The sequence below is a fragment of the Opitutaceae bacterium genome, assembly GCA_041395105.1.
Taxonomy (GTDB): domain Bacteria; phylum Verrucomicrobiota; class Verrucomicrobiia; order Opitutales; family Opitutaceae; genus B12-G4.
Genome location: JAWLBB010000002.1, coordinates 60030 through 73715 on the forward strand (window position 1 = coordinate 60030; position 13686 = coordinate 73715).

The 13686-nt window shown below is 62.3% G+C and carries 12 protein-coding genes; 9 read left to right on the top strand and 3 right to left on the bottom strand.

Features of this window, described 5'->3' with window-relative positions; all coding sequences use genetic code 11:
* The first annotated feature begins 9 nt into the window (after positions 1 to 9).
* The 5 genes from R3F07_07045 (at position 10) to R3F07_07065 (ending at position 4706) form a co-directional block, all read left to right on the top strand.
* Complete coding sequence (locus R3F07_07045) at positions 10 to 900, top strand: alpha/beta hydrolase (GenBank protein ID MEZ5276116.1); 891 nt, start codon at positions 10 to 12, stop codon at positions 898 to 900.
* 85 nt (positions 901 to 985) lie between these two features.
* Positions 986 to 1819, top strand: coding sequence for a hypothetical protein (locus R3F07_07050; protein MEZ5276117.1), 834 nt, complete (start codon positions 986 to 988; stop codon positions 1817 to 1819).
* A gap of 102 nt (positions 1820 to 1921) precedes the next feature.
* Positions 1922 to 3442 (top strand): DUF1254 domain-containing protein, encoded by a 1521-nt coding sequence (locus tag R3F07_07055; protein ID MEZ5276118.1) that lies wholly within the window; start codon positions 1922 to 1924, stop codon positions 3440 to 3442.
* Between the two features lie 232 nt (positions 3443 to 3674).
* Positions 3675 to 4442 (top strand): YMGG-like glycine zipper-containing protein, encoded by a 768-nt coding sequence (locus R3F07_07060; protein MEZ5276119.1) that lies wholly within the window; start codon positions 3675 to 3677, stop codon positions 4440 to 4442.
* 39 nt (positions 4443 to 4481) lie between these two features.
* Positions 4482 to 4706 (top strand): hypothetical protein, encoded by a 225-nt coding sequence (locus R3F07_07065; GenBank protein ID MEZ5276120.1) that lies wholly within the window; start codon positions 4482 to 4484, stop codon positions 4704 to 4706.
* A 378-nt stretch (positions 4707 to 5084) separates the two neighbouring features.
* On the opposite strand, the gene R3F07_07070 is transcribed toward R3F07_07065, so the two are convergent.
* From R3F07_07070 to R3F07_07080, 3 genes are all read right to left on the bottom strand, one after another.
* A complete protein-coding gene (locus R3F07_07070; protein ID MEZ5276121.1) occupies positions 5085 to 7448 on the bottom strand; it encodes a hypothetical protein in 2364 nt (787 codons plus the stop codon).
* Between the two features lie 234 nt (positions 7449 to 7682).
* Complete coding sequence (locus R3F07_07075) at positions 7683 to 9506, bottom strand: ABC transporter ATP-binding protein (GenBank protein ID MEZ5276122.1); 1824 nt, start codon at positions 9504 to 9506, stop codon at positions 7683 to 7685.
* On the bottom strand, positions 9503 to 11383 hold the full coding sequence (locus R3F07_07080; GenBank protein ID MEZ5276123.1) for an ABC transporter ATP-binding protein: 1881 nt from the start codon (positions 11381 to 11383) through the stop codon (positions 9503 to 9505). The genes R3F07_07075 and R3F07_07080 overlap by 4 nt, the downstream gene beginning before the upstream one ends.
* Before the next feature lie 137 nt (positions 11384 to 11520).
* On the opposite strand from R3F07_07080, the gene R3F07_07085 reads away from it, so the two are divergent.
* The 4 genes from R3F07_07085 to R3F07_07100 are packed head-to-tail and all read left to right on the top strand — an operon-like array spanning position 11521 to position 13668.
* Positions 11521 to 11928, top strand: a complete 408-nt coding sequence (locus R3F07_07085) for a GFA family protein (GenBank protein MEZ5276124.1) — start codon at positions 11521 to 11523, stop codon at positions 11926 to 11928.
* Positions 11929 to 11965: 37 nt separating this feature from the next.
* Positions 11966 to 12358, top strand: a complete 393-nt coding sequence (locus R3F07_07090; protein MEZ5276125.1) for a VOC family protein — start codon at positions 11966 to 11968, stop codon at positions 12356 to 12358.
* Positions 12359 to 12376: 18 nt separating this feature from the next.
* Positions 12377 to 12670: a zinc ribbon domain-containing protein gene (locus R3F07_07095; GenBank protein ID MEZ5276126.1), complete on the top strand. Its 294-nt coding sequence runs from the start codon at positions 12377 to 12379 to the stop codon at positions 12668 to 12670.
* Between the two features lie 29 nt (positions 12671 to 12699).
* Entirely contained in the window at positions 12700 to 13668 is a 969-nt protein-coding gene (locus tag R3F07_07100; protein MEZ5276127.1) for an aldo/keto reductase, read from the top strand.
* Positions 13669 to 13686 lie beyond the last annotated feature (18 nt).

Here is a 13686-nt window from a genome sequence, read left to right on the forward strand (position 1 = left end):
TACTTGATTGTGAAGTCGACACACCATCTGCCTGCACTGCTGGCCGCCATCCTGGGCCTGTCCGGAATTCTCTGCCCGGCTCCGGCTGCGGAGGGCCCCGGGGACGAATCCCACCTCGTCCATGTGGGCAACACGACCGTGGAGTATTTCAGTGTCGGGAAAGGCGAGACGGTCGTCCTGCTGCCGGGTGGCAGCCTGAGCGTGAATTACCTCGCGAATCTTGCCCGGTCGCTGGATGCGTCCGGTTACCGTGCGGTGCGGATCAATCCGCGTGGGGCGGGCGCGAGCACCGGAACGGCGGAGGGCGTGACCCTGCACACTTTGGCGGACGATGTCGCCGGGGTGATCAAACAATTGGACGCCGGTCCGGTTTGGGTTGCCGGTCATGCATTCGGCAACCGCGTGGCGCGGATGCTCGCCTCCGACCATCCGGAGTTGGTCAAAGGTGTCATTCTGCTCGCTGCAGGTGGGAAGGTCGCCCCGACTCCTGATGCGCAGAAAGCCCTGGCCTCGATCTTCGATTCTGGCACATCCGATGCCGACTATCTGGACGCCATGCAATATATGGTGGGTGATCCGGCCGACAAGGCGTTGGCCGGCGAAGCCCTCAGGCAGAGCCGTGCACCGAACGCCGGACCGATTCAGCGTACCGCGGAAATGTCCACCAGACTCACCGACTGGTGGGCGCCGGCCGGGAATATACCCTTCCTTATTCTGCAGGGGGCAAACGATCAGGCCCCTCCCCCGGAAAACGGACGGCTGCTCAAGGCCGACCTCGGAGATCGCGCCACGCTCGTGGACATCCCGGGCGCAGGGCATCTGATGGTAGTGACCAAGCCTGATGTTGTCTCCGAAGAGATCGAAAAGTTCATCCGGCAGCACGCAAATGCCGGGAAATGAACCCGTTCTATCCCTTACTATCAGTTTTGGGATTTCCAGTTAACGAACCTGAATCGGCTAATTGGATTAGCTCCAAATGCAATCGATGAAAGCAAGACGCTCAATGCCCGTGCTGCTGCTCGCAGCCGCAGGATTTGCCACAGCGGCCACGTCAGTCTTTGCGGCCGAGCCCACCAGCGCCGGCCAGGACGCGGCGGCGGCGGAACTGGCCAAGCAGCTTTCCAATCCGGTGGCCGCCCTCATCAGCGTACCGCTGCAAAGCAACTTTGATTTCGGCGCGGGTCCGGATGGCGACGGGCTCCAATACAAACTGAATGTCCAGCCGGTCATTCCCATCACCCTGAACGACGATTGGAACCTCATCTCACGGACGATCGTTCCCTACGTTTACCAGGACAAGTGGATCAATACATCAAGCCAATCCGGTCTTTCAGACACGGTGCAGAGTCTCTTCTTTTCACCCAAAGAACCGACATCCGGCGGCTGGATCTGGGCAGTCGGGCCCGTCTTCCTGCTCCCGACCGCCACCGATGACCTGCTGGGCACCGAGAAGTGGGGCGCTGGACCGACCGCACTCGTCTTGAAACAGGAAAACGGCTGGACCTACGGCGTGCTCGCGAATCACCTCTGGTCTTTCGCCGGCAACAGCAATCGGGCGGAGGTCGATGCCACCTTCCTCCAGCCCTTCCTCACCTACACGACCAAGAAGCAAACCACCTACGGCCTCAACACGGAGTCCACCTACGACTGGATAAACAGCCAGTGGACCGTGCCACTGAACCTGACCATAAGCCAGCTTGTGAAGATCGGCGGCAAGCCAGTCTCGCTCATGCTCGGCGGGAAATACTACGCCGAGAAGCCGGCCAACGGTCCGGATTGGGGACTGCGTTTTCAAATCACGCTCCTGTTCCCAAAATGAGAATGTCTGATCTCATGCCTGGGGAAAATCCAGGGATACAAAATGAGATCGGATCCACGCCGTCAGCCATTCACGCCAAATAGCATGAAACCCAGATCCAACATGAAAGTAAAACACACCTTGCCCGGGCTGCTCGTCGCAGCCGCAGCCCTGTCCGCAACCCTCGGCGCCGCCTCCGCGGCACCGCCCAAATATAAGGCCGATGTGCCCTCGAGACTGATCACCCCTGATCGGGTACAGACGGGGATGTTGGGCGAACTCGACTTCACGGACGGCATGCCCAGTGAGACCACGGTCAGGAAGACCTACGATTTCCTCGACCTGTCCCGCTCCGTCGATGCGTTTCTCAACGGTATCCCGCCCACGTCCATCTACGCCATGCTGGAAGGCCTCAAGCAGGCCGGCGCGGAACCGGGCGACCTCGTGCTGTGGGAAGACCTCTATGACGCCCGCAGTCTGCTTCTGACGCCTCAGACGACCACGCCCTATGCCTTTGCCGAGATCAACGTCAAGGCGGAGCCGGCCATCGTGGAAGTCCCCGCCGGGCGCCTCGTCGGTGCGGTGGACGATGCGTTCTTCCGCTGGGTGACGGACTTTGGCGTGACCGGTCCCAATCAGGGCAAAGGCGGCAAGTATGTCTTTGTGGGTCCGGATTATCACGGCGAGCTGCCCGATGGCTATCGCGTCGTGAATACCCCCACCTACCGCAACTGGATGTTCCTGCGGGCGCTGGTCAAGGACGGCGACCTGGAAGCGGCCACGCTGGGACTGAGGACCCAGTTCCGCATCTTCCCCCTCTCCAAGCTGGCGAACCCGCCCAAGGGAAAAGTGGTCAACGCTTCAGGAGCGAAAATCAATACGATCCACGCCAACGATTACAACTTCTGGGAGGAATTGAATGCCGTCGTCCAGTACGAGCCCGCCGATGCCTTCAATCCTGAAATAGTGGGTCAGTTCGCCGCCATCGGGATCAAGAAGGGCAAACCCTTCGCGCCGGACGCCCGGATGAAGAAGATCCTCGAAGAGGGCGTGGCCGTCGGCAATGCCACGGCCCGCTCGATCACCTTCCGGCCCCGCTATGAGAGCGCCTATTTCTACCCGGGCAAGCGCCAGTGGTATTCCTGTTTCACGGGTGGCAGCCACGAATTCATGAACAATGGCGAGCTGGTGCTGGATGACCGTATCATGTTCCACTACTACGCCACCGCCATCACCCCGGCCATGGCCAAGCCGGCGGTCGGCACCGGTTCCGTCTACTTGATCGGTGCTCATGACTCGGAAGGCCGCTACCTCGACGGCAGCAGGACCTACTCCTGCACATTGCCGGGCCCGGTTCCCGCCAAGGATTTCTGGTCCTTCATGGTCTATGACAACCAGACCCGTTCGGTTCTGGAAACCGATCAGAAAACCGGCGGGCTCGACAGCAACAATCCGACGGTAAAGGGCAACGCCGACGGCTCCTACACCATGTGGTTCGGGCCGACGCCGCCAGCCGGCCACGAAGGCAACTGGATCCAGACCATGCCCGGCAAGGGCTACAACATCCTCCTGCGCCTCTACGGCCCGCTGGAAGCGTGGTTCGACAAGACCTGGGTGCCCGGCGACCTCGAACTGGTCGAGTGATCTGAATCGGCGGCTCCACACATGACCCAAACAAGAGAACCAAGGGAGCCGGCTGGAGTGGTCCACCGCGCCATTCACGGCCCGCATTTGAAAGGCCCTGCCATGAATCCAACAGAGCCCGGTTGAGCGGGCGACCTCCTTATGTTTCACTTCCACCGAAGCCACCGGCCGACCCGTTCCACTTGAGGTGGCCCGGCATCCCTCCCAACCCATGTCTCAATCCAATACTATCATGATCAAGAAATACGCAATCATCCCCATCTTCGGGCTGATGCTCGGCGGCATGTCCGCCCAAGCCGACGTGCTCGAACTCAAGAACGGCAATGTGCTGAACGGCACATTCCACGGTGGGACGGCCACCGCGGTCGAATTCGAGGCCTATGGCAATGTCCTGACGCTGGCCACCAGCGAAATTGCCACCCTGACCTTCAGCACGCCGCCGGCACCGGCGGCACCGGCACCACAGGCGGCACCGCCCTCTCCGCCTCAGCCCGTGGCGGTTGTCCCCCGGGAGGTGACGCTTCCCGCCGGCACCCAGCTGCTCGTTCGAATGAAGGACAGTGTTTCCTCACAAAGTCCCGCGGGTACCCCGTTCACGACCCGGCTTGAGTACGACCTCTATGCCGATGGCGTCAAGGTTGTGCCGGGCGGTGCGGTCATCTACGGCACCGTCCAGAGTTCCTCCCAGGCACGCCGGGCCCGCGGCCATTCCACTCTCGACCTTCGCCTGACCCGCATCGCCCTCGCAGGTGGCAATGTGACCATCGTCTCGTCGCCCTTCCAGCAGGCGGGCGAACGGGCGATCAAGGACGCGGCCCGCGGAGCGGCCGCCGGGGCCGCCATCGGCGCGCTGGTGGACGGCAGTGACGGCGCCGCGGAAGGCGCCGCGATCGGTGCGGTCGCCGGAGCCCTCAAAAGGGGCGACTCCATCGTCGTCCCGCCCAATACCATGCTCGAGTTCAGCCTGACCCAGCCCGTCACGATCAAAGTCGGCAACTGAAGCCGAACGACTCACAACCTTTCATCCCTCATCTCCATCATGAAACGCACCTTTCGAACGGGTCGCACGGTGACCCACGCCCTCATCGCCGCAACTGTCTTCCTTCCCACTCTTCCCGCCCTGACGGCCCAGGATGAATCCGCCCCGGAAATCATCATCGTGCAGCCTGCCGAAGCGGACCCAACCGGGCCACCAACCCACCCCGGCGGGGCGCGAACGCGTCCCCTCCTCAAAACAAACCGTAGCCAACTGGGATGGCCTTAGTTAGCGAAAGAGTCGGATCAGCCAACGAGAGGTTGACTGCTCTTCGACGGCGGGTCCGGAGGCCCTCGCCCTACCAACCGGAATCCGAGCATCCGTGGCAGGGCCGGACGTCCCCGGCCAGCCGCAACGGTTGTCCGAGACAAAACAACGACAAGCACCCTTAACTAAGCGCCATTCGTGCATGCTACGGTTTGTTTTGGGCCGGGAAACCATACGTAGCCTGCTACGTATGGTTTTTTGTATCGTCATTTCGTTGCGTTAACCCGGTGGTCCACCGTCCGCCGGTTCTCCAATTGACGGACGGTGCCGCAACCGACCGAAGAATCCGCGCGTGATGGCGCCTGAAACCAACCGCCCGTCCGTTCAGAATCCCGCGTTCTAGCCCGCGGCCGCGACCGCCCGGCGGCAGGTCGCCAGGATGCTTCCGGCGTCGATCCGGTGCGCTGCATAAACCTCCGGGATGCTGCCGGACTGACCGAAATCGGTCACCCCGAGGGGCCAGATCCGGGCGCCAAGCGCGCCGCCGATCCAGGCCAGGGCATGGGGGTGCCCGTCGATCGCCGTGACGACCGGGACCGTTCTTTCGTCGGCGGGAATGCGTCGGCCGAGCAGTCCGATCCCGTCGCCCTCTCCTTCGCTGGCCCGGCGGACCGCATTCTGGAAATCCCGGTAAAGGAGACCCGGACCGGTCACATTGAAAAGAGCCGCCCTGATCCCCTCCGACCAGAGGGCGTCGCGGGCCTGGAGGGCCTCCGGAATCATGGCCCCGCAGGCAAAGAGATGAATCGCGGCCCGGGCCGGGGTCGATCCGTCAGGATCGTCCATTCGATAGACGCCTTCCAGCACCTGCCGGCGGCGTTTCTCCCGGTCCTCCGGAGTCGCCGGGCCTGGAAAATGATCCTGTTCCACCGGCTTGGTCGTCAATCTCAGGTAGGTGGAACGATCCCGGAGCCGCAGGCGCTCCAGGGCATCGAGCAGGATCCACTCGAGTTCCTGGCCAAAGCAGGGCTCGTAATAGGCCAGATCCGGGAGTTCCGTCCCGATCGACGGTGTCAGGACCGATTGATGAATCCCTCCCTCCGAAGCGAGGGTGACGCCCGAGGGGGTGCCGACCACGATGAACTTCGCACCCGCGTAGAGGCCGTAGAAAAAGGCGTCGAGTCCGCGTCGGACAAACGGATCGTAGAGCGTTCCGATCGGGAAGAGGGTTTGCCCGAAGAGTTCATGGGTGAGTCCGAACTGGCTGAGTGCCATGAAGAGGTTGTTCTCGGAGATCCCCAGCTCGATGTGCCGGCCAGTCTCGGCCTCCTGCCAGTTGAGCACCGGCTTCTCCGGGGATTCCGGCAGGTCCTCCCGTTGATGCCGGCACCAGACATGATGTTTGTTGATCCATCCGCCCAGATTGGTCGAACTGGCCACGTCCGGGCTGAGGGTGACGATACGCGCCGCCCATTCGGGCTGGTCGCGGGACAGTGCGGTCAGGAGGGCTCCGAAAGTCTGCTGGGTGGAACGTCGTCCCTGGTGAGCGAAGACCAACGGTTTGCCGACGGCCATCCTCAGGGGCGGGTGCGTCGGACGGGGCGAGGGCTGCAATCGGTCGGCTGTCTCCTGAAGCAGGGACTGTTCCACGGAACCATGCTCGAACCGCACCCAGGGCGACCCGTCCGGAATCCCCAGCTCGCGCCGAAGGACCTCGACCTGTTCCCGGTTGAGCAGGACCGAATGATTGAGCGGATGGGCCATGGAAGGAAGCCGCCAGCCCTTCATCGTATAGGCGAAAATGACGGCCGGCCCCTTGTGCGTATTCAAACTCTGGAGGGCGCGGCGGAGTTCTCCGTAGTCGTGACCACCGAGGTTGCCGAAGAGACCGTGCAGTTCGTCATCCGGCCATCGGTTGATCAATCGACCGAGGTCATCCGGAAACCGACTCTTCCGGGGAAGCCATTCCCGCAGATCCCCCGCCGGCAGCCGCAGCAGGCTCTGGTAGGCTTCGTTGGAGAGTCCGTCGATGCAATCACGGAGAAGCTCCCCGTTGGGCTCTTCGAAGGCCGCCTTGATCCTTGATCCGTACTTCAGATCGATCACCCGCCAGCCATTGGCGGCAAACATTTCCCGCCAGGAACGTACCCGGATGCCGGGAATGACCCGGTCGAGACTCTGACGGTTCAGGTCGACCACCCAAAGGAGGTTGTCGAGGCCGTTCATGACCGGCTCGGCCACTGCCTCCCAGACAGCCCCCTCGTCGAGCTCCGCATCACCGACCAGGCTGACAAAGCGTGAGCTGGACGAGGGTTCACCGAATCCGTGTGATTCGCTGTAGGCGGCGGCGAGGGACGCGAAGTTGGGCGCAACCGCTCCGAGTCCGACGGACCCGGTCGAGAAATCCACCGGATCCGGATCCTTGGTCCGACTGGGATAGGACTGCAGGCCATCGACCTGCCGGAGTCGTGTCAGGTACGTCTCATCGAGATTACCGAGAAGGAACTGAATGGCATGGAAGACCGGTGAGGCATGGGGCTTGATCGAAATGAAATCGCCGGCCCGCAGGTACTCCAGATAAAGCGCGGTCAGAATAGTCACGACCGAGGCGCTGGACGCCTGGTGTCCGCCGACCTTGACACCGTCGGTGCTCCTGCGCACGTGGTTGGCGTGGTTCACGATCGACACCGCCAGCCAGAGCACCCGCTCTTCGATTCGGGCAATGGCGGCCTCACGCAATTGACGATCTGAAAGACGGCTCATGGTTGGTTCCGATCTGACTTTGACAGTTGATCACGACTGAACCCCGCCACGGTAATCCGCCTGCCGGAGCGGGTCGAGTCGAAGCCGCAAATGGATGAACGGTTTCGAATCGAGTGACCAGCAAACGGGAGGAGCGTCTTGCGGGCGCCTCAACGGAGTGAGGCGACTACAGGTTCGGCCTTCGGGTTGTAGACACGGCACTCCGTTGCCGTGCCCGTGGCAGGAAGGGCCCCATCATTCCGGACGCGAGCCCTCGCTGTCCGCGAACTGACGGTAAAGGGCGGCGTAGGTGCCATCCCGCCGCAGAAGCTCAAGATGGCAACCCCGCTCGACGATCCGGCCCTGGTCAAGGACCAACACCTGATCGGCCTTTCGTATGGTGCTGAGGCGATGCGCCACCACGAAACTGGTCCGCCCCTTGAGCAGCCGGGCCAGGGCGGTCTGCAACCGGGCTTCCGTCAGGGTATCGATTGAGCTGGTCGCTTCGTCGAGGATGAGGATCCGGGGATTGGCCAGCATGGCACGGGCGAAGCAGACCAGCTGTTGCTGACCCTGTGACAGCCCGATCCCATCCTCCGAGACCTCGGTATCGAATCGCCCCGGCAAACCCTCGATCAGATCAAGGCAGTCGAGCGACCGAACCGCCTCGATGACTTCCGCATCTGTCGCCCCGAGACGCCCGATCCGGATATTCTCCATGATCGAACCCTTGAAGAGGAAATTCTGCTGCAGGACGATGCCCATCTGGCGGTTCAGCGATGGCGAGGTGACCGAGCCGATCTCACGTCCATCGATCCGGATCTCGCCCGAATCGGCGAGATAGAATTTGCAGAGCAGATTGATTACCGTGCTCTTGCCGCTTCCAGTCGGACCGACCAGCGCGACGGTCTGGCCCGGTTCGGCCAGAAAACTGATGCCGCGCAGAACCGGCTTCTGCGGTTCATAGCGGAAGGAGACCTCCCGGAATTCAACCCTCCCCTCGATCCGCGGAAGTGGCGTCGCATCGGCGCGGTCCGACCAGTCCGGCTTGCGGTCGAGCAGACCGAAAATCCGCTCGGCGCCGGCCATGGATCGAAGAGCGAACGAGAAGTGCCGTCCGAGTCGGGCGATCGGATTGAAGAAAAGATTGGTCAGGAAGAAGAAGGTGATGAGGTCGCCGACCGGCATGGGATCGACCGGCAGCAGGGCCCGCCAGCCTCCGACCAGAAGGATGGCCGCGACACAGACCTGGGAGCTGAACTCCAGCGCGGGCATGTATTGGGCGGAACTGCGGTCGAGCGCCACGTTGTAGCCCGCGTGATCCTCGGCCAGATCATCAAAGAGCCCCGCATTCACGTCCTCCCGGACAAAGCCCTGGGTGACCCGGATGCCCTTGACCGATTCCGAGATGGTCGCGATCACCCGGGAAAAGCTCTCCTGCAAGGTCCGCGAGGCGCGGCTCATCCGCTTGCGGAATGAGAGATTCAAGAGATGGACGAACGGTGCCGCCAGCAGGATGACGAGGAACAGTCTCCAGTTGTAGTAGAGCATGAACACGGCGGCCCCGACCATTTGCCCACCCTGCATGATGCTGGCAAAGAAGACGACCTGGACCCCCCGTCGCAGTGTGTCGATGTCCGAGGTCATCCGGCTGATGATGGACCCGAGGCGGGAACGGTCGAAATACCCCATCGGCATCCGCATGAGGTGTTCCATGATTTCGTTGCGCAGGGTGTAAACCACGTCCTCCGCGATCTGCATCCCGAGTCGGAAGCGGAAGAGCATGGTCAGGGAGGCGAAGGTGCAGAGCGCGATGAAACCCACCACTCCCCAGGCTATGCCGGCCGGGTTCCCCAGAGTAATCGGCCCGTTGATGACCGCTCCCAGCGACCAGGCAATCAACGGCATCTGCAGGCCCCGAAGAACCACCAGGGAGAAGAGAACGTTTCGTTTCGCCGCAAACGGCCGGGTATAGCCGAAAAGCCGACCGAGAATCCGGAAGTCGAGGGGACGCTCCCGGGCATCGCGTTCCCTCCGATCGATCCGGGCGAGAGAGAGGTCGTGCCGGACCGTGCTCATCTCCCCTCCTTCTTTCTGCGGACATCGGCCTGACGCAAAAGATCCAGACTCTCCGCATCGATCGCCTGGACATCAATCGCTTCGCGGTAGAGTCCGGGGTTCTTCATGAGGTCGCGGTGGTGGCCGATCTGGACGACCCGCCCTCCCCTCAGGACCACGATGCGATCGGCCCGGGCCAGGGTGCTCAGGCGGTGGGCCACGATGAAGGTGGTGCGCCCTTCGACCGCACGGTTGATCGCTTCGAGAATCTCAAACTCCGTTTCCGGATCGACCGAAGCGGTCGGATCGTCCAGCAGCAGGATGGGCGGCTCGAGCAGGACGGCCCGGGCGATGGCCAGGCGTTGGCGCTGGCCGCCGGACAGGTTCATCCCGCTTTCGCCCAGGATCGTCTCGTAGCCATCCGGGAACTCCATGATGAAGTCGTGCGCACAGGCGGTCCGGGCCGCCCTTTCGATCTGCTCGACTGTCGCTTCGCGATGACCGTAGGCGATATTCCAGGCGATCGTATTGCTGAAGAGAAAGTTGTTCTGGAAGACGATCCCGATCTGACGACGCAGATCATCGAGCCGCAGGTTCCGCAGATTCTGTCCATCGAGCCGGACAACGCCCCCGGTCGGATCATAGAAGCGGGGTATCAGACTCAGGAGTGTGCTCTTGCCCGCCCCGGTGGCTCCGGCCAGGGCAATCATTTCGCCGGGACGCACCCGAAAGTCGATGTCGTGGAGGACCGCTTTCCCATCCCGGTATTCGAAGGCAACCCTTTCAAAGACCACCTCGCCCCGGGCCCGGTGAATCGGCCGGGCGTCCGGCGGCGATTCCACCTCCGCCGGCGCATCAAGAATCTCGAAAATGCGCCGGGCGCCGATCAGGCTCTGTTGGATGGAGTCGGCCACATCGGCGATGGACGATACCTGATTGGCGGCCTGCTGGAGCAGGCGGGCAAAGACCACGAGGCCGGCCCCGATCGGTATCTGGCCCCGCACGACCAGGTAGCCTCCATAACCAAGCAGAATGAAGAGCGTGCTCTGGGTCAGCCAATCCACCAGAGGGCGAAACGCGGATACTTTCCTGAAAATCGAGAACTGCTGGCGGCGGGTTCGCTGATTGGCCTCGCGGAACTGCTCAATCTGGTGTGCTTCCAGATCAAAGACCTTGACCGTGCGGATACCGGCGATCGTTTCGGAAAAGACCAGGACGAGATCGTCCATCAAGACCCGCACCCTTCGGTAGGCCGGGCGAACGATCCGCGAGAAAACGATGGTGGCCACGCCGATCAGCGGCATGACCGAGAGACAGGCCAGGGTCAGGCCGACATGGATATTCAGCATGTAAACCAGGTAGACCCCGAGGGTGAGGAGCAGGACAATGCTCTGCATGAGCACCCCTTCAATGAAGAGGCGAAGGGTCTGCACGTCTCCCGAAACCCGGTTGATGATGGCACCGCTCGCGTTGTTGTCAAAAAACCGGAAGCTCAACCGCTGCAGCTTGGTGAAGACCTCCGACCGGATATTGTAGGTGATCTTCTGGTGAACCAGTCTGGAGAGAGCGATCTGGAAACTGCTTTCGAGAAGCCCGCGAACCAGCGCAATCAGGGCGATGGCAAGACTGATCGCGATGATGGTCTGGAGGGGCGCCCAGGTCGTTGGGGGCTCCAGGCCCAGGGGCCAGAGAGGCGGTTTCACCGACGGATCCAACTGGTGCCGGAGAAAATCAATGGCCAGACCGATCAGCCCCAGCCCCCCCAGGCCCATCGCCACCAGCACCAGTTGCAGGGTGAGAACAAGCGTGCAGGCCCGCCGATACTGCCAGCTGATACGGAGCAGGCGCATGATGATGGCGCCATTGCTCGCGTGATCGGGTGCTGACGGAGTCGACATGAAAGTGGCCGTCCCGCATAGGGACACCTGCCACCTTCTGACCGGAACGAGTCCGGATCGAGCGAAAAGACCGAAGACATCCAGGCGGCTGTCAGCCCTCACTTGCCGGGCACGGTCCGGATCTGCATCATCGGAACATGCCCTCTACCCTGATTCACGGCGGCTGCGCCTGCAGCGCGATTCGTTATGAGGCCTCCGGCCCCGTTTATTTTCAAACCAATTGCCATTGCGCGAATTGCCGGCGGGCCATCGGCGCCCAGACCGTCGCCTGGATCGTGGTGGACCGTGCCGGATTTCGGATCATTTCCGGGCAGCCGACGCGCTACCGGACGGACACCGGAGCCTGGCGCAGCTTCTGCGGCCGCTGTGGCACCTCCCTCACCTATGAAAGTGACAATCGGCCCGACAGGGTCGACATCACGACCGGAAGCCTCGACGACCCTGAATCCTTTCCGCCTCTTGACGATACCCACGCCGACGAGAAGCTGTCCTGGGTTCCGCTCGTCGAAAATCCGGCTGAAGACGTTGAGGCTCCGTCCAATTGACACCCGGACATCAGTCCTGTTCAAATCCCGTCCCTCCATGAAGATCGAACACACTGCTTTCAACGTAGCCGAACCCGCCGCCGTCGCTTCCTGGTTCCGGGATCATCTGGGCATGAAGATCGTCCGCCGGATGGACACACCGCCCTTCATGCACTTCCTGGCCGACGACAGCGGAAACACCCTGCTGGAGATCTACAACAATCCACCCGACGAGGTCCCGGCCTACGCGGAGATGAATCCATTGCTCTTCCACCTCGCCTTCGTTTCCCCAGACCCGGTGGCGGACCGGGATCGGCTTGTCGCAGCGGGGGCGGGCTTTGTCGACGAAGTGCACACCCCGGCCGGCGATCACCTGATCATGCTCCGTGATCCCTGGGGACACTGTATTCAGCTTTGCCGGCGGGCAACCCCGATGCTGCGGGAAACCTGAAACGGGAACCGCCCATCGATGGCCGCACGATCACAGACGCCGTCAACCCCGGAGATCTGCCCGGTTTGTGGCGAAGAGGTGCCACCCGGAGCCCGGGCCTGCCCTGGTTGCGGGGCGGATGAACGGACCGGTTGGGGCGACGACGATGCCTCCGGGAGCGTGGATCTGCCCGATGATGACGCGTTCGACTACGATGCCTTCGTCGAACGCGAATTCGGCGGGGGTGCCCGTCCACCGGGCATCCGGACGATCTGGTGGGTCACCGCCATCGTCCTGATCATCGCCGTTGGCGTGGTCTTCATCCTCTTCTGAGCGGCGGTTCCAAACCAGCACACACCATCATGCAAAATCAGATTCTCCGGGGAACCGGGACAACCGTTTCCAGGCTCTCGCTCGGGACCATGACTTTCGGCTCCCAGGTGGGTGAAGCGGAAAGCGCCCGCATCATCCAGAGGTCCATCGAAAGGGGTATTCGAATGATTGATACCGCCGACGGCTACAATGCGGGACGAACCGAGGAAATCGTCGGCCGGGCCCTGCAGGGCCGGCGGGACCAGGTCGTGCTCGCCTCCAAGGTCTGCAGCCATTTCCAGGGCGATACCCATCGGGATGGCGGACTCCACCGATGGCATGTCATCAAGGGCGTGGAGGATTCCCTGCGGCGGCTCGGGACGGACTGCCTGGACATCTGCTACCTGCACAAGCCGGACCGCAGCACGCCGATTGAGGAGACCCTGGCCGCGATGGACCACCTGGTGAGCCAGGGGAAGGTCCTCTACGTCGGGATGTCCAATTTCGCCTCCTGGAAAGTCGCGGAAGCGGTCTGGAAGAGCGAAGTCAACCGCTGGGCCAGGCCGGTCGTCCTGCAGCTGCCCTACAACCTGATCACCCGGAGCATCGAAGAGGAATGCGTCGAGTTTTCCGAGGAATTCAAGCTCGGGCTGGTGGTCTACAATCCCCTGGCAGGCGGACTCCTCACCGGAAAACACGCGCCGGACAAGCCCCTCGAATCCACCCGGCTCGCCTCGAACAGGCACTACCACGATCGATTCTGGCATCCGGTCAATCTGAAGGCGGTCGAGCGGCTCAAGGCAATCGCCGAAGCAGCCGGAATCAGCCTGGTCGAGTTGTCCCTTCGCTGGCTGCTCAGCCGACCGGTCGTCGACTCGGTCATCGTGGGAGTCAGCAGCGAAGCCCAGCTTGAGGCCAATCTGGCCGCGGTCGACGGAGATCTGGACACGAAAACCCTTGAGGCCTGCGGCTCCGTCTGGACCGACATCCGCGGCCCTCATTTCGCCTACTGCCGTTGAGTTGAAAGCTCCTCCCTG

Coding starts and splice junctions, on each gene's coding strand:
- R3F07_07050 (MEZ5276117.1), top strand. CDS start 986: ATGAAAGCAAGACGCTCAATGCCCGTGCTGCTGCTCGCAGCCGCAGGA.
- R3F07_07055 (MEZ5276118.1), top strand. CDS start 1,922: ATGAAAGTAAAACACACCTTGCCCGGGCTGCTCGTCGCAGCCGCAGCC.
- R3F07_07060 (MEZ5276119.1), top strand. CDS start 3,675: ATGATCAAGAAATACGCAATCATCCCCATCTTCGGGCTGATGCTCGGC.
- R3F07_07065 (MEZ5276120.1), top strand. CDS start 4,482: ATGAAACGCACCTTTCGAACGGGTCGCACGGTGACCCACGCCCTCATC.
- R3F07_07070 (MEZ5276121.1), bottom strand. CDS start 7,448: ATGAGCCGTCTTTCAGATCGTCAATTGCGTGAGGCCGCCATTGCCCGA.
- R3F07_07075 (MEZ5276122.1), bottom strand. CDS start 9,506: ATGAGCACGGTCCGGCACGACCTCTCTCTCGCCCGGATCGATCGGAGG.
- R3F07_07080 (MEZ5276123.1), bottom strand. CDS start 11,383: ATGTCGACTCCGTCAGCACCCGATCACGCGAGCAATGGCGCCATCATC.
- R3F07_07085 (MEZ5276124.1), top strand. CDS start 11,521: ATGCCCTCTACCCTGATTCACGGCGGCTGCGCCTGCAGCGCGATTCGT.
- R3F07_07090 (MEZ5276125.1), top strand. CDS start 11,966: ATGAAGATCGAACACACTGCTTTCAACGTAGCCGAACCCGCCGCCGTC.
- R3F07_07095 (MEZ5276126.1), top strand. CDS start 12,377: ATGGCCGCACGATCACAGACGCCGTCAACCCCGGAGATCTGCCCGGTT.
- R3F07_07100 (MEZ5276127.1), top strand. CDS start 12,700: ATGCAAAATCAGATTCTCCGGGGAACCGGGACAACCGTTTCCAGGCTC.